The following is a 20,792-nucleotide window of genomic DNA, read 5'->3' on the forward strand; positions in this document are numbered from 1 at the left end:
GAGGCTTTTTTTTAATATTTACTGGTCACGCCAGCGTTTTAAAAAGCGTTTTACATACTTTTTAAATGGCCAAGTAAACTGTTTTATAAAACTATTTGGAATTTTATACCCTACCGTACCATACACGCTCGCCAAGTGATTTGGCATATATACGGTTTTAAAAATAACATCATAAAGTGGAATAAAAGCAGCGTAATTTTTATCAATCGCAGGTTTTTCAGAGGAATGATGCCAATGGTGGAATTCTGGTGTTGCGATAAACCAACGTAAATATGGAAATCGAAAACGTACATTGGAATGAATAAAAATAGCGTGAAATGAAATAAAAATTAAATAGGCAAAAACAGCAGAAGTATGAAACCCTAAAAGAAAAATCGGTAAAGTGGCAATAAAGCGAGTCATTAAAACTTCGACAACGTGTAAACGGGAAGATGCTAACCAATCCATATATTCAGTCGAATGATGAATCGCATGAAAACGCCATAAAAAGTTCACTTCATGCATGGCTCGATGTAACCAATACACCGTAAAATCAACCACAATGAGCAATTCAATGAATTGCAGCCAAATCGGCTGAGCTTGAACATATGGCACAATTGGGTTATCAGGTAAATGCGTAATCCAATATTGAATTGGCATAACCGTTAAGAAGCTAAATAGTTGAATACCAATATGGCTGACCATGAAATATTTCATATCGGTCACCCAGCCCACTCTTAAGATCTTTTGTTCAGGGTTTTTAGCAAAAAAGCCTTCAAGGGGTATAAAAATAAAAGCCAAGATGACTAGGGTAAGTACAAAATAATCAATGCCTGCATAAAATGGTACGCTTGGAATGACTGGAGCATGAATAACACCACAGCCTAAGACTGCTGCGATGAGTGCAAAGCATAAACCATAAAAGCCATATCTATTTTGTCGGATGATTGCACTAAATGCTCCAAAACCTCCGCTAATAATAATGCCTGTAATGAGGCCATAATAAAAAAGATTATAGTGCTTTGCATAAAGTGGACGTAACTCTGGGGTTGTCAGCACACTGGGAAACAAAAAACATAAAGCTCCAAATAAGCAAAGTAAGCTTAATGCCATGGATATAAAGGCACTAATTTTTCCTAAACCCGCATTAAGCTCTAAATTTTCAAATCTTGCTCTTAATTGATCAGTCATAATTCATATCAACAGTTCTTATTCTCTATGCCGCGCATGCTAACAAAATTTAATTATTAATTGTAAAAAGCACCTTATTTAACTCAGACTAAAAAATAGATATATAAATAAAACTAACCAATCAACCCAAAAATAGGATTAATTGGTTAGTTATTATAAATATTTATCTATTTCAGAACGTGAAAATAGGCTATTTATTTTTTATATGGAGTCTCATAGGTTGTTTCAGCAACAGGTGAAACACGCCAAATTGTATTACCGACATCATCTGCGACTAACACAGCTCCTGAAAAATCAATTGCTACCCCCACTGGGCGTCCATAAGCCTTCCCTTTATCACTGAGGAATCCAGTTAAAATATCTTGCGGTGGACCTGAGGGCTGACCACTTCTAAATGGTACAAAAATGACTTTATAACCACTGTGCGGCTTACGGTTCCATGAACCATGCTGACCGATGATCGCCCCCCCTCTAAATTGCGGCATCAATTCGGCTGCATAAAATGCGAGACCTAAAGAAGCAGTATGGTTACCTAATGCATAGTCAGGTTTAATTGCCCGAGCCACCATTTCAGGATTTTGTGGTTTTACACGTACATCTACATGTTGACCATAGTAGCTATAAGGCCAGCCGTAAAAAGCGCCATCTTGAACTGAGGTCATATAGTCAGGTACTAGGTCACTACCAATTTCATCGCGCTCATTAACCACCGTCCAGAGTTTACCGCTTTGAGGTTGCCAAGCCATACCATTTGGATTACGCAGTCCAGTTGCAAATGGACGTGACTGCCCACTTGCGATGTCAAACTCCATAATTTGTGCACGGCCTTTTTCTTGATCTAAACCATTTTCGGCTACATTACTATTGGAGCCGACGGTAATGTAGAGCTTTGTCCCTTCACGATTGGCAATGACGTTTTTGGTCCAATGATGATTTAAAGGACCACCCGGTAAATCTAGTACTTTAGTACCACTGGCAGTAATTTTGGTTGCGCCTTCTTGGTAAGGGAAACGCATAAGTGAATCTGTATTGGCAACATACAAATAGTTCCCCACCAGTGCCATACCAAATGGTGAGTTTAGATTTTGAAGAAATACGGTTTTCTGGTCAGCTATTCCATCTCCATTGGTATCACGAAGTAAAGTAATACGGTTAGCACTCGGATGAGATGATCCTGCTCGTCTCATCACAAAAGTCATAATTTTACCTTTAATGCCTTTGCTGTCTTCCGGTTTAGGCGGAGCATCTGTTTCAGCGACCAGTACATCACCATTCGGTAATACATAGAGCCAACGTGGATGTTCAAGTCCTTTAGCAAATGCTTTTACCTTTAAGCCTTCTGCCGGAGTTGGTGCAACACCACTAGGCCAGCCCTTCGCTGGTGCTATATTTACGGTTGGAATTAAGCTTGTTTTTGGTTCAGGTAACTTTGGTTCTGGACCGTAACTCTCGGTAATTGGATATTGAGAGGATGAAGCACACCCTGTAACTAGAAATACAACGGTCGTGCATAAAATCGGCATTAAAAAACGTGTGAGCATCTTTTATCTCCATTTCTTATTTTTTCGTAATATGCACAGGGTAATGCTTTAGAAGAGAGACTTATAGTTTATTTATTTAACTGTGCTGAGCAGTACAGTCTATATTTTAAAAATTTTAATACATAACCGAGTGTTTTCTAAGCACTTAAATCCCCTTCATCATAACTACAAATTAAAACTTAGCATTAGGATTTTTACGTAAAGTATTTAAAAAGCCCTCTTTATCTTTTGGAGAAATCATCACCTTCGCTATTCTTCCATTTTTCATATAACTAATTTTGAGCCGATCTAATGATAGTGCTGGAGAAGAAAGTGGATTATGGGTAGGTTCTATTTGAGTAATATCATTGATATTAATTTTCCATCGAAATACCAAGCTCTTAATGATTAATGTGTTGTTTTCTACTACGTAATACGTGTTAAAGACCGGAAGCCAAATAACCAAAATGACTAAACTATAAATCATGAGATGCGAAAAATTGGTGCCTATAGAAGAATGATGAACTTCTTGATAAATTTTAAAAATAATATTGGCAGTGATCACAACAAATATTAATAAAAGCCACCAATCAATTTTTGATCTAAATTTCAAAAGTTATCCTCTACATCTAAATCTCATTTATAACGAGTCTTTCTATATTTTTATAAAATAATTGAACTAAAAATTAGCTTTAAATGTTAATGATACAAAATCTCGATCATCTACCGTGCTAAACTCATTAGAACCAAAAAAGTTATTATAGGCAATCTCTGTTGTATATTTTTGCTGATAAGTCATAGATAACGCCGCACTTACACTCATTTGCCCTTCTTGAAAGTTTTGGCTATATCCATAAACATCATGTCTAAAACTAAGACTTGGCGTAATCACTGTAGAGGGTAAAATATCTTGATAATTTAATGCGCCACGTAATCGGTAGCCAAATGACCATTCATTAAAAAAACCATTTTTATTACAAAAGCGTTCATTCAAGTTATCTATTTCTGTATTAGTAAGATGAGCTGTACCATACGGCGTACATTTAAAATCGCCTGTTTCAGGATTATAAGCCTCTGTTGACAGCTCACTACGGCCAAATGCGCCTGTCCGGCCAAACCGATGATTACCAATATCTGCAATATGGTTTAAGGCAAACTCTGTAGACCATGTCATCGAATTTGCGCCCCAAATATTGAATATGCTATCAGTTGCTCCAACCGAAAATTGTGTTACGGGTAAGCGTACATATCCTTGAATATATTGACCCAATTCAACAGTTTTTCCCGGCGGCGCAAATGGCGTTCCTTCCGATAGTACTTGAGCATAGACAATGTCTGTGCCGTTTAGTTGTAAAGGTTGATTAGGTTTGTGGGTTAATTCACTAAAAACGGTTGTTGTGCCAACTTTACCAGTCAGACTTAATCCAAACATTTTGATATTTTCAGGATAGATAGAAAAATAATTTGCGGTATTAAAATGTTCGGGTCCTGCTGCCGTTACAGCCGTTCCATCAAAGTTTGCATTACGGCTATGGTAGTTCGCATAGTAAATACCTAACTCAGCATTATTTAAACTGGGTAATGTCTGTTTTAAAGCAATGCCATATTGGCCATTATCCTTTGCTTTTCTACTTTCTGCACGTGGAATATAGGTACGTAAACGAATTGCGGTATCCGATAATTTATCTCCACCTCCAGCAATCAGAACTGGACCTGCATTTTTGGGCACAAAATCTGAAATCTCAAAGAAAGTTCCGTTACCATCAACAACTGAAGGTCTAAATTTAAATTGATAGAACCCTTCTATTTTCAAATTTTTATTAATGCTTGTGTCGAATGAAAACATTTCGGTTGGAATAATTCTTTCTTTTACATCACCACCCGGTCGGTTAATTGCAGCAAAATCGAATGCACTCACTGAATTTAAACCGTTTTGAAAAAACTGAGATTTCCCCCAATTTAAAGTCTGTTTGCCTAATTTTAAATTGATGCTTTTTCCACCGCCCAGTTCAAAATCTTTCCATATATAGGCATTCCATAAATCGATACCTTTGAATTTTGCAAGCCTTGGCCACGCTGAATCATTAAAGGGTTTAAAGTCTCCGTGCCCTGTCTCATAGGCATGGTCATACCAGTATTTAGTGCTAATGACCGCACCCTGCTGTTTTCCATTTAGCTTAACTTCAGTTATACCTCTGATGATCTGTGAAATGGCATCATATTTACTAAAATTCATACGCCCATCATCACCATTCACATCAATGCTAGCGCCTTGTTTGCCTATTTTGTTTGCATCAGGCCGATAAAGTAATGAAACGGATGGATCTTGGGTACTCCAACTGGCTCCTAAGCTTAATATCGTTTTTGTATCGACCTTCCAGTCTTTATCAATATCAAAACTGGCTGCATTTGCTTTAGACATAAATAAAATTAGGCTTAATGAAACACCTATTTTTTGAATATATAAAACGTGATTATTTCTTTGATTTAAATAGATGTAATGACCCATCATATTATCTCCCTATCAATATGATTTTTCTTATTTATTGCTTATTACTCAAAGCCATCCATTGGCTTTTAAATGGTTTACCTAAACAGGTATTTTTTGCACTAGGCTGGTTGTTCGACCTGATCTAACTGTTGAATAAATTGTTCAGCTAAAGGCCAATAGCCAAAGCCAGATGCAGGGTTTAAATGTCCCACTTCCCCCAGATTTACGAGTTGACTACCCCACTTTCCTGCCATTTCACTTACAGCTTCATAACGAGCTAAATGGTCATTGGTGCTTGCAACCAAAATGCTGGGGAAAGGTAGTGTTTGATTAGGTAAAGGACTCCATCCTTCTTGATGAAGTACGGTTGGGCTTGGATAATTTTCTGGCCAGCTTTCGTTTAAGTCAGGTGGAGCCACAAGCAAAGCACCTTGAATTGGTCTTTGATATTTTGCAGCCCAGTGTATTGTCATCAGCACACCTGCGCTGTGTGCAACTAAAATGACAGGCCCTTGTATTTGTTCGAGTTGTGCCTGAATAGCAGTAACTCTATTTTCACAATTGAGTTTATTAGTTTCTACAGGTGGTACAGAGCGAACCTTTGCTAGCTTTGTTTCTAAGATCGTTTGCCAATGCTCGGGAACATGATCGCGTAACCCCGGAATAATTAAAATTGTTGCTTTGGTTTGTATTTTTTCCATTTCGACGCCTGTGAATTTTGCCATCTAGGAGGCTTAAGAATTTTTATAAAACTCCATTCACAATAAAGGCTCATTTCAGTTAATGGTGTACATAAGGCGTCACGGACTTTTCATTTGACGACACATCTTTTTAAAATTTCGTAAATTAATTAAAATAGTTTTTGTAATTACAAATGAGCCAAAAGAATAGCTTTAAAATTAAGTAGACATCACGATTAGGCGCTTAAATAAAAGCTTTTGTAATGTGGATATTTTAGTTATAACTAGATATGAGCTGTAAGGAATATGGCTGATTAAGAACAGGAGATAATAAAATGGTGCCTCTTGCGCATACCGCCTCTTTAAAAAATTATTTGGCAGTTGCTCAGCAATTAGATCTAAATCCCTACCATTTATTATCACGTGTTGGGCTTAGCCAAACTCAATTGAATGATCTTAAACAACGTATTCCTGTAGATAAAGCCATTACCTTGCTTGAAGAATCAGCCCAGATGAGTAATTGTGATGTTTTCGGTTTACACATGGCTGAACAACGTGAAATCGCGGATTTTGGTGAACTAAGCTTATTATTAAGTTACCAATATACTTTGAGAGAAGCGCTACAAACGATTGTTCGTTATAGGAATTTACTCAATAACTCACTTGAAATATATATAGAAGAAATTGACGATACAGTTGTTATTCGAGAAGAGGTTATAACCACAACTTGCGGGTATAGTCGCCAAGCGACGGAACTTGCTTTAGGAATTACCCATCGTTTTTGTGCAGCACTCATGATGCAAAAATGGCGGCCGTTAAGTGTCCACTTCACTCATAACCCACCCAATGATTTAACTCTGCATCGACGGATTTTTGGCTGTGCGCTAGAGTTTGGTAGTGACTTTAATGGTATTGTTTGTACGGCAGCCGAACTTGATACAACAAACCCTCAAGCAAATTTGGCTATGGCTAACCATGCACAACGTTATTTAGATATTTTGCAAAATAGCAATGAATCGACCATGATTTTTGATATTCGTAAAAGTATTTATCTTCTCTTGCCAATGGGACGCGCTACGATTGATCAAGTCGCTCAAACACATGGTATTCATGTACGGACTTTACAGCGTCGATTAGAAGAAGCTCAGACGAGTTTTAGTGATTTAATGAATGAAGTACGCAAAGATCTCGTATTTCGTTATTTAAAAAATCTAAATTATTCACTTGCTCAAGTGTCTGATATTTTAGGTTACTCAATGCCGAGTTCTTTTACACGTTGGTTCATTAGCCAGTTTGGTATGTCACCGAATACGTGGCGTAATCACAATAAAGCCCTGCTTAATTAATTCTTTTGTGTTTGATACCAAATGAAGTCATTTAAAATGTAAGGAAGCTGGAGAACCACTCCAGAACTTCCTTAAAAATCTAATTTTTAAAATTAAAACCACAAGCGCATAAGTCCAAGAACCAATACCACTAAAAAGATGCTTTCGCCGATCATTAAAAGGATTGGTTTAATGCCGACAGATGCTAATTCTTTTAACTGAGTTTTCATCCCTAAAGCACTAATTGCGATGACTAAAAACCAGCGTGATAAGTCATTAATTCCATTTTGAACCATCGCTGGTACCCATCCTGTACTGTTAATACAAGCGAGTAGTAGAAAGCCAACAGCAAACCAAGGCAGTAATGGTGGTCGCTCTCCGGTTGAATCTGCTCCTTGCATACGGGTAATCATAGCCGCACAAACAATTACTGGAAGCAGCATTGCTACACGCATAAGTTTAACTACAGTCGCCGTATCACCTGTTTGAGTAGACATGCTATAACCAGCGCCGACCACTTGCGCCACATCGTGAATCGTAGCACCAAGAAACACACCAGCCGCTTGTGGTGATAACTCTAGCCACTTCGCAATCATCGGATAGACAATCATTGCAAAGGTTGAAAGTGCTGACACACCAATCACGGTAAACAAGGTCGCTTTTTCTTTTTGCGGATGATTTGGAAAAGCAGCCGATAGTGCCAATGCGGCTGAAGCACCGCAGATTGCCGTGGAACCACCAGTGAGCATGCCAAATAGTTTTTGGAAGCCTAAGATTTTAGCGGCAATAACAGAAACGGCAATTGTGACAATAACCAGAGTAACGACTAACGCAACAGGCTGCCAACCTAGTGCGGTAATTTGTCCTAAAGTTATACGCATGCCGAGTAACGCGATGCCCATCCTCAGCACACTACGTGCGGTGAACTCGATACCTACCTTACATTTACTTTCAGCCGCTAAAAAATTCACGCTCATGCCGAGCAGTAGTGCAAATAGCATGACTGGCGCACCATAGTGCTCTGATAAAAAACAGGCAGCCGCAGCAACGACCGAACTGACTACAAAGCCTGGTGCTAATTCTCTTGTACGCTGGGAAAAATTTTTCAAAACTAAACTATTCATGATTTTCCCCACAGCCCATCACAATAAATACCTTGTCCTCGATCACTTCTACGGGATAGGTTGCAACTTTGAGATGAGCAGAATTAACTAAACAGCCATTTGTTAAATCAAAGCGGAGACCATGGGCACAGCACTGAATCACTCGTCCTTCTAGACGTCCACTAAATAGCGATGCGCCCTGATGAGGACAGCTGTCATCGATTGCATAAAATTGAGTCGCAACGTTAAATAGTGCGAGAGTTTTATCTCCAACTTTTAAAAAAGCCCGCTCACCTGAATTGGGAATTTTTTCAAAAGGCACTTCAAATCGATTAGTCATATCAACTCTCCTTGCCCCAAAAGTGCTTCTTGCATCGCTTGATAAAGTACATCTGCTGATTGCGCGCCCACCAAGGCTGAAGCCCGATCAAAAATAAAATAAGGCACGCCATTACCTCCTGTACTTGCAGAGATAAAATCTTGATGATCATGAATAAGTAAATCTTTGAACAGTTCATGCGGAAAACCACAGCGTTTCGCAATTTTGTATAAAGTAGTGGTATTTCCGATGTCTAACCCATCATAAAAATATGCAGCAAAGAGTTGTTCTAACAACGCATTGCACTGCTCAGTAGTACCTATCTTTAAAGCTTTATCAAATAAGCGATGAGCTTTGGCCGTATTTGGCATCCGTTTAATTTGTTCAAAATCGATCTTAAGCCCCACTTTATTAGCGGCTTTATTGACCTGCTCTTGTCTCATACGAACTGCTGTTAAGCTACCTAACCGTTTCAAATAAAATGTTTGAAACGGTACCCCTTCAACAGCTAAATCGGGTATGAGCTGAACACCTCGCCAGTGCACGATAACTTTGACTTGGGGGTGAAGCTGATAAAATCTATTTATAGCGATCAGTAATTGACGTTTTCCGATCAAACACCAAGGACAAATAAAGTCAAAAAATACATCAATGTGTAATTGCCGAATCATCATTTGTTATTCATCCCGCATTTTTGTATTTGGTTACCTGAATGATTTTTAAGCTCAGTTATTCCTTGTTGCTCAAAGCGTGCGATATCTTTGTGATAATGGCGTTTGGCATAAAAAAATACGGCTGCGGCTGCAATACTGACCAATGGCATAAGTTGAAATGCGCTATGTAAACCAATCACATCAGATACTTTGCCAACGACTAAAGGACCAAGCGCTAAACCAAGAAAATTGTTAGCTAAAGTGAGTGTTGCAAATGCAGAGCCATGAACTGAGTTATGTGTAAGATTGGCCACCATGGCACTAGATGGCCCATTGGTTCCTAGGGCAATAAACATTCCGAGGCAGATGAGAAGTAACTGGTTACGTCCCGCAGGCACAGCAAAAGCAATTAATAAAAGAACACAACCGAGCAAGCAGTATGTAATCGCTAAACTGACCTTACGATCTGGACAGTTACGGCCCAAATAATCACACAACATGCCGCATAGAATTGTGCCTACTGCACTACATAGCAAAATGACCGCTGCCATTACACCTGCCTTGTCGGTACTCATGCCGTAATAGCGATTGAGATAACTCGGCATCCAGACAATCACTGTGCCACCAACAAATAATTGCAGACCACTACCAATGTAAGTGGCAATAACTGAACGACTTGAATATAAAGTTTTTAAAGGGCTTTTAATGTGCTGGGTTTTACTACGAATTTTATTTTGAGGTGCTGTGTTTATTCTGTTTTCTTTCACTAAAATTGGATATAGAAAGGCCAAAATGAGACCAAATAAAGCAATACCACCAAAAGCCCAACGCCAACCGAAATGCTGTGCGAGTACACCACCTAAAGCCACACCCAAAAACGAGCCAAATACGCCGCCCGCCATAAAAGCACTGGCGAGTGTTGCACGCATTTCTCGTGGAAAAACAGCTACCACTACCGCGATTCCAACGCTGCCATAAGCAGCTTCACCCACACCAACCATAAAACGAGCAATAAACATTTGCTCATAATTTTCAGCCAGTGCACATCCTAAAGTCGCCAAACTCCATAACGTCGCCATAATGGCCAAGCTTTTCACTCGCCCAAAACGGTCTGCCATTAAAGACAACGGCAGAGTCAATAAACCCACCATTAAAGCGACAATGCCACTGAGCAAACCTAACTGACTGTCGCTGAGCAACCACTCATTTTTAAGTAAAGGAAAAACTGCGTTTAAGACTTGTCGTGACATGTAATCTGAAATGAGCAAACCAAATGTCAAAGCAAAAACAAGCCATGCATAACGACGAGGTATACTGATTGACGTATCAACATCGCTCATCTGATCTGAATACTGATGTGCATTCATACGACCTCCTTGTATTTTTTATAATTTCTATTTTGCTAGTGCAGCAGCGCACTTTTAAAAACAAAGCGAATAAGCTGCACTACATTTGAGGTCTACATTCCGTTAGACCTTGTCATATTAGTTACGCTGCGGCACACCCTTTTGCCCTGTTTTACGATTAGGTGCCATACCATTTGCGATTAGGGTTTCTTCAATACTGTTGTATTGCACCCCAATACGATAAATTTCACGGGCTTCTTTTCCTGAGGCAATTTCACGGCCTAATTCATGGGCAATCCGAACAGTTTGCTTAATTTGCTCTACAGATGAAAAACGGCGTCCGTGATGATCAATGATCGTGTCTTCGTTCCCCACACGGGCATGTAAACCCATTGCCATCGACATGGTATTAAAAGGCAATACATTTTTGAGAAGAGATTCTGATGTCAAAGTACATCCATCGGGTACGCGATGAATAAAATTAAAGAAATTAAATGGATTTGGGCCATCGAAACCGCCACCGATTCCAATCCAAGTTAAGTTTAACGGCCCCATGTACAACCCTTTACGCACCATACGTTCTAGCGTCTCAAGCCCATGCATACCGGTTAATTGAAAGTGCGGTTGAATATTGTTTTTGCATAAGCGTTTGATGTGTTCAGTTACCCATGCAGGCCCAGCTGGCACGGTCATCTCTGCATATGCTGCCTGAGTCGCTGGATGTGCCAATGAAGTCCCTTCTAAATATTCAGGATAGAGCAATTCCATAATATTCATTTGGGTAGTGTTAATTGCTACCGTAACCTGATCGGGCTTTGGTGTAAGTTCAGCCAACATATGTCGGGTGTCATCACTTAGCCATAATGCAGCCTCACCTTCACTCTCTGGTGCAAATGAAATCGAACCACCTACCTGAATAATCATGTCAGGCACAGCTTCACGAACCCCTGCAATGAGTTCATTAAACTTTGACAAGCGTTTAGAGCCTTTGCCATCAAGCTCGCGGACATGTAAATGCAGCACCGTCGCGCCCGCTTCATAGCACTCAACCGCTTTTTGTATTTGCTCATCCATGGTCACTGGAATATCTTCGGGAAAGTCTTCCGGCATCCATTCGGGGCCATACGGCGCAACCGTGATTACCACTTTTTCCATATTTTCCGGGTACAATGAGTCGTCAAAGAATTGCATGTGCATCTCCTCATATATTTTTAGAATTTTCAATTAGATAAAATTATTTAGCCAATAACCTTAATAGGTTGCGTCACCAATAATGCCGGCCCGTTCCATTTTTCGGTGGCAAGGTGGGTAATCCATGACTGCATAATGTTGTGTGCTGCGGTTATCCCAGATGGCAATGCTGTTAGGCTTCCAACGCCAACGCACTTGAAACTCTGGAATATAGGCTTGAGAAATTAAGTAACGTAGTAGTTCAGCTGCGCCCGGATTGGCATCTTGTCCAAATCTGACGCGTTCTTTGGTGTGATAGTTACTGAAGTGAGTTGTGAAAGCGTTGACGTATAAAATTTTCTCGCCCGTTTCAGGATGAGTACGTACCACTGGGTGCTCAGCATCGGGAAACTTTGCTTTTAAGTCCAAGCGTTTTTCAAGCGGCATAGCCGCACCAAAACTCGCTTCTATGCTGTGATAAGCACGTAAGTCTGCAATCTTATCCTTAATATCGTTGGGTAAAGACTCATAGGCCATCACCATATTGGTCCACATGGTATCGCCACCTACAGGTGGGCATTCAACACAATGCAACACGCATCCCATCGGCGGAACCTTGCGCCAGCTTGCATCACTGTGCCAAGCATTTTCATAACGATCGACAGGACTTTCAGGGTGTTTATAAATCTGCACCAAACCCGGATGATCAGGATGGCTGCCTACCGCAGGATGGTCTTCTAACTGTCCAAATTTTTCCGCAAATGCGACATGATCCTGACGGGTTAAGTGCTGATCTCGCAAGAACAACACACGATGTTTAAGTAGTTGTGTGCGAATTTCAGCAAATAATCCATCATCATAAATCGCATCAGCGAGTTTGACTCCACTGAGCTCTGCACCAATATTGCAAGTTAACTGTTCAATTTGCATAAGAAATCCCTTCAAATTACAAAGATTGATGAACCTATTGTTTTACGTGCTTCCAAATCACGATGAGCTTGTACGGCATCCTTTAACTCATAGCGCTGATTAATTTCAATTTTGATTCGTCCATGTCGAACATGATCAAATAATTCATTTGCCAGTTCTTTCTTCTCGGCAGGATCTGCAATGTAATCTGCCAAAGCTGGACGTGTGACAAACAATGAACCTTTCACGGCGAGTAATACCGGATCAAAAGCAGGGATTGGACCAGACGCTGTCCCTACGCAGACCAACAAACCACGGCGTTTGAGAGAGTCTAATGAACTCATAAAAGTGGCTTGGCCAACACTATCGAAAACGACATTTACACCCACGCCGCCTGTTAACTCACGTACGCGCTCAGCAACATTTTCATGACTGTAGTTAATGACATGATCACAACCGTGAGCTCGCGCTACGGCAGCCTTTTCTTCTGAAGATGTGGTCCCGATAACAGTCAAGCCCAGTAATTTAGCCCATTGAGAAACGATCAGCCCAACACCACCAGCAGCTGCATGTAATAAAATTGAATCGCCCGCTTTAAAGTCATAAATGCGGCGCATCAGATAAGCAGCGGTCAACCCTCTCATGGTCATCGCTGCCGCTGTTTCACAAGAAATTTCTTCGGGTAATTTAATTAAAGCATTTGCTGGAATTAGACGGTGGGTACTATATGCACCTAAGGTATTTAAAAAACCTGTATAAGTAACTCGATCACCTACTTTAAGCTGATTAACTCCTTCGCCTAAAGCTTCAACGACACCTGAAGCTTCAACGCCCATGCCATTAGGCATTGGAATTTGATAGGTTCCATTACGAAAATATGTATCGGCATAATTTAGGCCGACTGCCACATGACGTAGGCGTACTTCTCCAGCTTTTGGATCTCCTACTTCTACATCTTCATAGCGCATTACTTCTGGCGTTCCTGTTCCATAGAAACGTATAGCTTTCGTCAACGTCATGTCCTATTCCATATTTTGGTTTTTTATTGAGTGCCTATAAAAGCAATAACCAAAATTACAACAGTTAGGATATGGGCCACTTTACATTTGACGACACAAGCTTAACGTTTAATGACAGCCGAACTTTATTAAAGTTGGTTTTATATTTATCTAACGAAATAAGGATTATGTTCATACCTATGAAAAATTAAAATAATTTTAAATCTTTACGATTTGTTTTTTTAAGTTAGCTTTTTAAATGCACTATTTTTTAATTTAAAATTCATTTAACCTGACTTACTTTAATTATTAACTTTTACGATAGCTCAGGCGTTTAATTAAGTTCATCTATCTTATGTCAAAAAATTTAGCAACATTGATCGGTTTAAGCGCAATCCTGATGTGGGCCTCTATGGTGGGCTTTGTAAAACATATTACGACCGTGATTGGACCAGATGTTGGCATTACACTGATCTATTCCTTAAGCGCTTTGCTACTGCTTATTATTTTTAGGCTGCCAAATTTTAAGTTAATTTCTAAAAAATATTTAATTTTAGGGGCAATTTTATTTATTGCTTATGAACTCTGCTTTTCGTTTGCACTTGCCTATTCAAAAACAGCACAACAAGCAATTGAAGTAAGCATTGTGAACTACCTTTGGCCAAGCTTGACCGTTTTAGCTTTTGTCATTTTTAGAGAGTTAAAATTTAATATCTTTATTATTTTAGGTTTAATTATTTCGATTTTCGGCATTACTTTTATTCAGACCGGAAATGGCGATTTTAGTCTAAGTCGAGTTATAGACAATTTTTATAGTAATCCTCTAAGTTATATTTTGGCTTTTATAGGTGCAATTATTTGGGCTTTGTACTGTGTATTAACCAAGAAAATAGGTAAAGGACAAAACCCTATTTCTATTTTCTTTATTGGCGTCGCTCTAACATTGTGGTTAAAGCTATTCTTTAGTGGTCAAGCTGTTTTACCTACACTCGATTTAAATACGACTTTATCTCTCGTCTTTGCCTCTACAGCAATTGGGCTAGGTTATGCAGCATGGAATATTGGCATTATTCATGGCAACACCACGATGCTAGTGGTGGCTTCTTACTTCACTCCAATCATTTCATCTTTACTGGCCATGCTGGTTTTACAAACCGAGTTATCAATCAGCTTTTGGCAAGGAACCGCTATGGTTACAGCCGGTTCACTCATCTGCTGGCTTTCAACAAATTGGACAGTAATCCGCTCTTATTTCAAAAAGAATTAAAAGCAGTGATGAGTAACAGAACTAGTATTAGTTTTTTGCCCTAAAGCAAAATTTACAGCTTCTTTTGCATGACTAGAAGGAAATTGCTCTCTTTATTAAATTTATAAACTGTTTTATAAAATATATTTTTTAAAACCAATTAATAAAAACTTTATGTTAGAAACAGATCGCTTAATCTTAAAACCATTTGTTCAAGAAAATTTATCTACAGTCATTGAAATGTTACAAGATAAAGATTTTATGGCTTTTTCACCTTATAGTGGCTTAACAACTGAAGCTGCAACGAGTCGTTTTTTTGAAATATTAGAGCATTATAAAAATTATAATTTTGGCAAAATGGCTGTGATCTTAAAAGATACCCATCAAATTATTGGTTATTGCGGTTTTGAAATATGTGAAGTTGATGGCCAAACCGAAGCCGAACTAGGTTTTAGACTTATTAAAACTGAACGAAATAAAGGCTATGTTCTTGAAGCTTCACTTAAGTTACTAGAAGACATGAAAAATCGGAACTTTAAGCATGTGATCGCTTTTTCAGAAAAAGAGAATTTACCTGCTCACAATCTATTAAATAAGCTTGGTTTTGAAAAAACCACCTCATCTAGTTATATGAATATGGATGTTATCTTTTTCAAAAAAGACCTATTATTTTCTTCATAAAAATAATGTATTCCTATAAAAAATTTAAGCTAGTGAAGATCTAATTGCTTCAAAGAAAACACTATTAAACTCAAATCAAAAAATTCAGAATTCACGCAAATTTCACGACAGCCTCTTTAAGTTAATTTTATAAAGTTGGCTAGGATTTAAATATGAAAATTATAACCACTGCCCTAGGGCTGATTACCTTAGTAGGTCTAACAGCGTGCAAAAGCGTGCCTAGTTATTCAGGTGATTATGGTAAAGCCGAACGACAAATTACTGGCGTCACATTAAATGATGAGCAAGCACAAGAGATTGGTCACCGTTTTGTTGCTGCATTTAATACTCTTGGTACTCCATCTTTTGTAAGTAATGCGAGTCAACTTTATGCGGATCAGCTCTATATCAACGATACACTTTCCCAGTTCTCGCAAAAAAAAGATCTAATTAAACACTTTGAGGGTATGAACGCACGAGTAAGTAACGTCACTGTAAAACTGATTAGCGCAACTCACCATCAAGATACAGCCTATATTCATTGGTATATGGCTTATGACTTTAAAATGCTAGGCCGTACAAAAACCATGGCTTCTTATGGCATTAGTCAAATCAAAATTAATGAACAACAACAAATTATTTTCCAACAAGACTTCTGGGACCCTGCGAATGGTCTCTACCGTTCTTTACCTGTATTTGGAGGAGTTTATAAATGGATATTGCCATTCAAAAAAGTCGAATCTTAATACTACTGGGTATTTTAATTGCGTCTCATGCAAATGCTGCTGAACTGAAAAAATGCAGTTCAGCTCCTTTAATGGTAACGAGTCAAAAAGTCGGAAATGTTAGCTACTTTGCCGAAGATTGCCTAAAAAGTTGGCAGAACCAAAGCATAAAAATGGACTTTAGTTATAACCGAGATATTCCTGAGTGGGCATTTAAGCGAGCAGCAACTCACTATTTAAAGAAGAATATTAGTGGATTTGATGCTAAATCCCCGCTTAATCATATTAATGAGCTTTATAGACCAATCAAGAGCGGAGATTTATATAGTCTTTCTTATCACCATGAAAATCAAAAACTAGAGCTAAAATTAAACCAGAATCTACTCGGTTCTATAATTAATCCGAATGCAAATCAATATTTTAAAATCTGGTTTGGTACTGAACCATTTAATGCTAAATTAAAACAACAACTATTAAATTAATGGCTTAATAAAATCTCATGGGTAATCATTTTATCCTCATGGTTGAGGACCATTTTGAGCTGGCGGCGACCGTGTGTGAATTTCTTGAAGTACATGGTTACGTCATCGATCATGCGCGTAATTTAGATGCGGCACGTTCTTTTCTTAAGTCACAGCATTATCATCTTTTGTTGCTCGACATCAACTTACCCGATGGCTCAGGTTATGATTTGTGTAACTGGTTACGGACCGAACAAGGCATTGATATGCCAATTCTTATGCTCACTGCTAGAGATACTTTAGATGATAAACTTAAAGGATTTACTGCTGGCACGGATGATTATTTAGTTAAACCATTTGATTTTAATGAGTTGGTCATGCGTATTCGAGCACTGATCAAGAGAGCGGCAGGGGAAGTCGCAAATCACAAAATTCAAATTCATGATTTAATTCTCGACAGCGCAACTCAAACTGTTATTCGTGCCGGAAACAATATCGAATTACCCCCTATTCAATTTAAATTATTAAAAATTTTGATGCGTCAGTCTCCTAAAGTAGTAACTAAGCAGGAACTTATGATGGAGCTATGGGGTGATGAAGAACCTGAAAGTGATGCTTTGCGCAGCCACATTTATAACCTACGGAAAATGATAGATAAACCTTTTGACCCTAAACTATTACATACAGTAGCAGGCGTCGGTTTAAAAATTGCTTTAGACGATACTGCCGATTAATTTAAATAGACGACTACTATTAAACCTGTGGTCATCTCTAAATCCAGCTCAGGATGAGTCGTTAAGTAATATTGCCGATCAAACAACTCAACTCGCCAACCTAATTGTTTGCAAAGCTTTTGGACCAATTGCAACCCGATGCCGTGTCCTTTGGCTTTTAAAGAAAGTTGCGAGTCGCTGAGTTCCTGAACTTTCATATCATTAGGTAAAGAAATTCCGATACCATTATCGGCAATAATTAAGCTGTTTTTTTGTTGAATAATATCAATTTGTGAACCTTGGGAATAATTCAGAGCATTACGCAAAATATTGCCTAGAACCATTTTAGTCATAGAGGGATATAACCAGCGTGGTTGTTCGGCTGAGTCTGGGTGAATATGAATATTTATACCTTTACTCACACTTACCCCTTCTAAACTTTCGACTAAATCCCTCACAATTTCAGATAATAAATTCTTTTCAGACGGTAAATTTTTTACCGTATTACGGGCAATTGCGAGCAAGGTGTCGACGAGCAATTGCATGTCTTCAATTGTATTGTGAAGACGAGTTAAAGATTTATCTTCTCCATATTTAGTCTGACAAAGTTGTACATTACCTTTTAAAATCGTGAGCGGCGTACGTAACTCATGGCTGACATCGCCGGTAAATTCTCGTTCACGTCGAATAAATTCACTTAAAACCTGATGATATTTTTCCAAGGCTTGTTTGAGATATTCCGCCTCCATATTGCCATTGGTATTGATATCTTTAAAAGGTGATGCTTGTGTATCTTGGTGTGCCCAATCAATATTTTCTAATGCATTTGCCAAACGGGTAATAGGGGAAAAATAGCGTCTTGCTCTTCGATTTGACCACCACAAAAAGCTATATAAAACAGATAAACTAAACATAAGTGGTGCGAGACCAAAAAGCCAAACCAGCTTATTGACATTACTTTCGCCAAATACCAACAGTACATGCTGACCATTACGTTCACCATATACCGTCATACGTTCTTTGCCATCAACAAATATCCGATGTACCCCACTTTCTAGATGCATATCTTTAAAAGGTTGTGGGGCTACTTGAGTATTCCACCGATATCCATATAAATTTTTAGTATCTGGCAGGTCTGCATTTGGGTTACGTTCTATACGCAACCAGTAATGTTCCATTTCTTGTTCTAAAGCGGTTTTAAGTAAAGAGCCTTTAATCACCCAAGCACTACAAGCCAACCCGACCACAATTGATAAGGCAATTAGACCAATCTGCAACCAATAATATCGATTGAACATTTGGGCTAATGGATGAGCTTTGCCATCGTTTCGAGTTCTTATCATATTTTATCGCCGAGATAGGCTATCGAAATTACAATGATCTCTTTTTAAATAAAAAGTGACCAATGACCCACTCTTGTCCTTGTTCAAAACCAAAAAGTTCAGCACAAGCCATGAAGAAAATACGCCAGCGTTGCCACCAAATATTGGCATCTTTGCCATAGATCTTTTTAAACAGTGGCTTGAGCTCTTCCTCTTGATTATCCATATTATTAAGCCAAGCGTTTGCCGTTCTCATATAGTGCTCACCCGACCATTGCCAATGTTGAGCCAACTCTAAATGCTCTTGAAAATGCAAAAAAGTTGAAGTCGAAGGCATTAAACCGCCAGTAAAGAAATACTTGGACATCCAATCATAGTCTGATTTTACTTCAAAAGGATAATGCAAAAAGCGATGACAGAAAATATGACACCAGAGTAATCCTTCCGGCTTTAACCACTTCTGAATTTTTTCAAAAAGTCGCTGATAGTTTCGAACGTGTTCAAACATTTCGACCGATACAACACGATCAAATCGGGCTTGGTCTAATTCGAGAACATTCACATCACAGGTCAGTACTTCAATATTGCTTAAACCTCTTAACTTTGCTTGCCCGAGAATATGCTTTTTCTGGGTTGCAGAATTTGAAACAGCCGTAATCTGTGATCGTGGATAGTTTTCTGCCATCCACAAAGTTAAAGAACCCCAACCGCAACCTAACTCTAAAATCTGTTGACCATTTTTAAGTTGTGCTCTTTCACAATAAAGCTGAAGTGCAAGCTCTTCTGCCTGATCTAAAGTTGTTGTTTTGGTGGGAAAGTAACATGCACTATATTTCAGTCTTTTTCCAAGCACCGCCTGAAAAAACTCGGTTGGTAACTCATAGTGCTGCTCGTTTGCCTTATCAGTTTCAACGGCGATTTCGCTCTTTTTCAGCATATTAAGCACATCCATATAGCGCTGTGCCCCTTGTTCAGGGTCATAACGGCCTTCCTGAATTAAACGCTTTTTGCTTAAAGCTCGAATTGCAGCCCGAATTGCATGGTCTGGAATCACACCACTTTCAACAATTTTCAAAGACTGATGAACGATAAAATCCATATGCGCACCTATTTTTTTGGTTTCCGCGGTATAAACATTGACGTTTTTTGTTGATAATCAAGATAATTTTGACCGCGACTTTTAATTGCCTGTTTTTCACTAAATGGAATACCCGTGACGTAATATAAAAATAGCCACATGAGTAACGGATAAATCCACAATACGTATTGGCCTGCCGCTAAACCAATAATTGGATAGGCAAACCAGTGTAACCATTCAAAAAAATAATTGGGGTGACGTGAATAACGCCATAAACCCTGATCCATCGTTTTGCCATGATGATCTGGATTTAATTTAAATCGGTATAACTGCTGATCAGCGAGCTGCTCTCCAATGAAAGCAATTGCCATGATGACAGCAGCAATTACTAAAGCGACTTTATATCCACTACTCCATTCAGTTGCCTCTACATTGAGGAGCATCCACATCGGCAAAAAGAACAAAAGCACTAAAAGTGTTTGAAAGATAAAAAAGAATAAAAAGCCAATATGCTGAAACTTACCCATCGCTTTACGCATGCTCGCGTAACGGCCATCTTCTTTTTGTTCAGATTGATAACGTCTTAACAGGTGCCAAAATAATCTTAAAAACCATAAGCCGCTAAAAATACCAATAAAAAGGCGCACTTCAACTGGGGCAACTGAAATGAGTAAAGAAGAAACAATAATGTTCACTGCCAGACAGAAACTCCATGCAGCATCTACAATTCCAGCTCGGCCATTTAGAGTGGCAAGTAGCCAGCTCAGCAACATGATCATTAAATCTAGAATCAGTAAATTCAAAAACATCAGCAGTCTCCTTACTTGAGCTGTTTGAGCTAGTAACTGGTACTTTCAAACAACAAGTGAACATTGCTTATCACGCCTTCTTTAAAACCGCCTT

Annotated in this window: 22 protein-coding genes; 6 read left to right on the plus strand and 16 right to left on the minus strand. The window is 38.8% G+C overall.

Annotated elements, in window-relative coordinates; all coding sequences use genetic code 11:
- Positions 1-18: 18 nt before the first annotated feature.
- The 5 genes from J582_RS09755 to J582_RS09775 all read right to left on the minus strand — a co-directional run bounded on the left by J582_RS09755 (position 19) and on the right by J582_RS09775 (position 5,906).
- Positions 19-1,170 (minus strand): sterol desaturase family protein, encoded by a 1,152-nt coding sequence (locus J582_RS09755; RefSeq protein ID WP_031983686.1) that lies wholly within the window; start codon positions 1,168-1,170, stop codon positions 19-21.
- A 194-nt stretch (positions 1,171-1,364) separates the two neighbouring features.
- A complete protein-coding gene (locus J582_RS09760; protein ID WP_032047812.1) occupies positions 1,365-2,711 on the minus strand; it encodes a PQQ-dependent sugar dehydrogenase in 1,347 nt (448 codons plus the stop codon).
- A 172-nt stretch (positions 2,712-2,883) separates the two neighbouring features.
- Complete coding sequence (locus tag J582_RS09765; RefSeq protein ID WP_022575472.1) at positions 2,884-3,303, minus strand: PH domain-containing protein; 420 nt, start codon at positions 3,301-3,303, stop codon at positions 2,884-2,886.
- Between the two features lie 66 nt (positions 3,304-3,369).
- Positions 3,370-5,199 carry a DUF1302 domain-containing protein gene (locus tag J582_RS09770; RefSeq protein WP_081404943.1) on the minus strand — a complete coding sequence of 610 codons (1,830 nt, stop codon included), beginning with the start codon at positions 5,197-5,199 and terminating at the stop codon, positions 3,370-3,372.
- 101 nt (positions 5,200-5,300) lie between these two features.
- Positions 5,301-5,906, minus strand: coding sequence for an RBBP9/YdeN family alpha/beta hydrolase (locus tag J582_RS09775; protein ID WP_080746790.1), 606 nt, complete (start codon positions 5,904-5,906; stop codon positions 5,301-5,303).
- A gap of 290 nt (positions 5,907-6,196) precedes the next feature.
- Here J582_RS09775 and J582_RS09780 point away from each other — a divergent pair, with 290 nt between their 5' ends.
- Positions 6,197-7,207 (plus strand): AraC family transcriptional regulator, encoded by a 1,011-nt coding sequence (locus J582_RS09780; RefSeq protein WP_031983251.1) that lies wholly within the window; start codon positions 6,197-6,199, stop codon positions 7,205-7,207.
- 92 nt (positions 7,208-7,299) lie between these two features.
- On the opposite strand, the gene J582_RS09785 is transcribed toward J582_RS09780, so the two are convergent.
- From J582_RS09785 to J582_RS09815, 7 genes are all read right to left on the minus strand, one after another.
- Positions 7,300-8,310, minus strand: coding sequence for a YeiH family protein (locus tag J582_RS09785; RefSeq protein ID WP_031983253.1), 1,011 nt, complete (start codon positions 8,308-8,310; stop codon positions 7,300-7,302).
- Entirely contained in the window at positions 8,303-8,611 is a 309-nt protein-coding gene (locus J582_RS09790) for a Rieske (2Fe-2S) protein (protein WP_081404944.1), read from the minus strand. The genes J582_RS09785 and J582_RS09790 overlap by 8 nt, the downstream gene beginning before the upstream one ends.
- A 14-nt stretch (positions 8,612-8,625) precedes the next feature.
- Positions 8,626-9,282 carry a DsbA family oxidoreductase gene (locus J582_RS09795; RefSeq protein WP_031983257.1) on the minus strand — a complete coding sequence of 219 codons (657 nt, stop codon included), beginning with the start codon at positions 9,280-9,282 and terminating at the stop codon, positions 8,626-8,628.
- Entirely contained in the window at positions 9,279-10,628 is a 1,350-nt protein-coding gene (locus tag J582_RS09800; RefSeq protein ID WP_032047813.1) for an MFS transporter, read from the minus strand. The genes J582_RS09795 and J582_RS09800 overlap by 4 nt, the downstream gene beginning before the upstream one ends.
- 117 nt (positions 10,629-10,745) lie before the next feature.
- Entirely contained in the window at positions 10,746-11,798 is a 1,053-nt protein-coding gene (locus tag J582_RS09805; protein ID WP_032047815.1) for a 3-keto-5-aminohexanoate cleavage protein, read from the minus strand.
- Between the two features lie 60 nt (positions 11,799-11,858).
- Positions 11,859-12,707, minus strand: coding sequence for a TauD/TfdA dioxygenase family protein (locus J582_RS09810; RefSeq protein WP_017385476.1), 849 nt, complete (start codon positions 12,705-12,707; stop codon positions 11,859-11,861).
- Between the two features lie 11 nt (positions 12,708-12,718).
- A complete protein-coding gene (locus J582_RS09815) occupies positions 12,719-13,705 on the minus strand; it encodes a quinone oxidoreductase family protein (protein WP_022575463.1) in 987 nt (328 codons plus the stop codon).
- Between the two features lie 334 nt (positions 13,706-14,039).
- On the opposite strand from J582_RS09815, the gene yddG reads away from it, so the two are divergent.
- The 5 genes from yddG to J582_RS09840 all read left to right on the plus strand — a co-directional run bounded on the left by yddG (position 14,040) and on the right by J582_RS09840 (position 17,510).
- On the plus strand, positions 14,040-14,951 hold the full coding sequence (gene yddG, locus J582_RS09820; protein ID WP_031983260.1) for an aromatic amino acid DMT transporter YddG: 912 nt from the start codon (positions 14,040-14,042) through the stop codon (positions 14,949-14,951).
- 153 nt (positions 14,952-15,104) lie between these two features.
- Positions 15,105-15,611 (plus strand): GNAT family N-acetyltransferase, encoded by a 507-nt coding sequence (locus J582_RS09825; protein ID WP_031983261.1) that lies wholly within the window; start codon positions 15,105-15,107, stop codon positions 15,609-15,611.
- Positions 15,612-15,763: 152 nt separating this feature from the next.
- The gene (locus J582_RS09830) at positions 15,764-16,336 is read left to right on the plus strand and encodes a nuclear transport factor 2 family protein (protein ID WP_031983263.1); all 573 of its coding nucleotides are present in this window, start codon (positions 15,764-15,766) and stop codon (positions 16,334-16,336) included.
- A complete protein-coding gene (locus tag J582_RS09835) occupies positions 16,303-16,797 on the plus strand; it encodes a chalcone isomerase family protein (RefSeq protein ID WP_004708021.1) in 495 nt (164 codons plus the stop codon). Before J582_RS09830 ends, J582_RS09835 begins: the two co-directional genes overlap by 34 nt.
- A gap of 17 nt (positions 16,798-16,814) precedes the next feature.
- A complete protein-coding gene (locus J582_RS09840; RefSeq protein ID WP_004708019.1) occupies positions 16,815-17,510 on the plus strand; it encodes a response regulator transcription factor in 696 nt (231 codons plus the stop codon).
- Here the strand turns inward: J582_RS09840 and J582_RS09845 are convergent.
- From J582_RS09845 to J582_RS27245, 4 genes are all read right to left on the minus strand, one after another.
- Entirely contained in the window at positions 17,507-18,832 is a 1,326-nt protein-coding gene (locus J582_RS09845; RefSeq protein WP_031983265.1) for a sensor histidine kinase, read from the minus strand. The two genes, J582_RS09840 and J582_RS09845, sit on opposite strands and share 4 nt — an antisense overlap.
- A 28-nt stretch (positions 18,833-18,860) precedes the next feature.
- The gene (locus tag J582_RS09850) at positions 18,861-19,910 is read right to left on the minus strand and encodes an SAM-dependent methyltransferase (RefSeq protein WP_022575459.1); all 1,050 of its coding nucleotides are present in this window, start codon (positions 19,908-19,910) and stop codon (positions 18,861-18,863) included.
- A gap of 8 nt (positions 19,911-19,918) precedes the next feature.
- The gene (locus J582_RS09855) at positions 19,919-20,698 is read right to left on the minus strand and encodes a DUF1295 domain-containing protein (RefSeq protein ID WP_031983266.1); all 780 of its coding nucleotides are present in this window, start codon (positions 20,696-20,698) and stop codon (positions 19,919-19,921) included.
- 29 nt (positions 20,699-20,727) lie between these two features.
- Positions 20,728-20,792, minus strand: a 65-nt coding sequence (locus J582_RS27245) for a hypothetical protein (protein WP_228131707.1), incomplete at its 5' end; no start/stop codon positions are given.

This window comes from Acinetobacter sp. 1566109, from assembly GCF_000582255.1.
Classification (GTDB): domain Bacteria; phylum Pseudomonadota; class Gammaproteobacteria; order Pseudomonadales; family Moraxellaceae; genus Acinetobacter; species Acinetobacter nosocomialis.

Bases quoted from the DNA above. Each gene is read 5' to 3' on its own strand.
- J582_RS09810 (WP_017385476.1), bottom strand. From the start codon at position 12,707: ATGCAAATTGAACAGTTAACTTGCAATATTGGTGCAGAGCTCAGTGGA.
- J582_RS09760 (WP_032047812.1), bottom strand. From the start codon at position 2,711: ATGCTCACACGTTTTTTAATGCCGATTTTATGCACGACCGTTGTATTT.
- J582_RS09785 (WP_031983253.1), bottom strand. From the start codon at position 8,310: ATGAATAGTTTAGTTTTGAAAAATTTTTCCCAGCGTACAAGAGAATTA.
- J582_RS09855 (WP_031983266.1), bottom strand. From the start codon at position 20,698: ATGTTTTTGAATTTACTGATTCTAGATTTAATGATCATGTTGCTGAGC.
- J582_RS09835 (WP_004708021.1), top strand. From the start codon at position 16,303: ATGGATATTGCCATTCAAAAAAGTCGAATCTTAATACTACTGGGTATT.
- J582_RS09775 (WP_080746790.1), bottom strand. From the start codon at position 5,906: ATGGCAAAATTCACAGGCGTCGAAATGGAAAAAATACAAACCAAAGCA.
- J582_RS09830 (WP_031983263.1), top strand. From the start codon at position 15,764: ATGAAAATTATAACCACTGCCCTAGGGCTGATTACCTTAGTAGGTCTA.
- J582_RS09845 (WP_031983265.1), bottom strand. From the start codon at position 18,832: ATGATAAGAACTCGAAACGATGGCAAAGCTCATCCATTAGCCCAAATG.
- yddG (WP_031983260.1), top strand. From the start codon at position 14,040: ATGTCAAAAAATTTAGCAACATTGATCGGTTTAAGCGCAATCCTGATG.
- J582_RS09780 (WP_031983251.1), top strand. From the start codon at position 6,197: ATGGTGCCTCTTGCGCATACCGCCTCTTTAAAAAATTATTTGGCAGTT.
- J582_RS09805 (WP_032047815.1), bottom strand. From the start codon at position 11,798: ATGCAATTCTTTGACGACTCATTGTACCCGGAAAATATGGAAAAAGTG.
- J582_RS09795 (WP_031983257.1), bottom strand. From the start codon at position 9,282: ATGATGATTCGGCAATTACACATTGATGTATTTTTTGACTTTATTTGT.
- J582_RS09850 (WP_022575459.1), bottom strand. From the start codon at position 19,910: ATGGATTTTATCGTTCATCAGTCTTTGAAAATTGTTGAAAGTGGTGTG.
- J582_RS09800 (WP_032047813.1), bottom strand. From the start codon at position 10,628: ATGAATGCACATCAGTATTCAGATCAGATGAGCGATGTTGATACGTCA.
- J582_RS09755 (WP_031983686.1), bottom strand. From the start codon at position 1,170: ATGACTGATCAATTAAGAGCAAGATTTGAAAATTTAGAGCTTAATGCG.
- J582_RS09770 (WP_081404943.1), bottom strand. From the start codon at position 5,199: ATGGGTCATTACATCTATTTAAATCAAAGAAATAATCACGTTTTATAT.
- J582_RS09840 (WP_004708019.1), top strand. From the start codon at position 16,815: ATGGGTAATCATTTTATCCTCATGGTTGAGGACCATTTTGAGCTGGCG.
- J582_RS09825 (WP_031983261.1), top strand. From the start codon at position 15,105: ATGTTAGAAACAGATCGCTTAATCTTAAAACCATTTGTTCAAGAAAAT.
- J582_RS09815 (WP_022575463.1), bottom strand. From the start codon at position 13,705: ATGACGTTGACGAAAGCTATACGTTTCTATGGAACAGGAACGCCAGAA.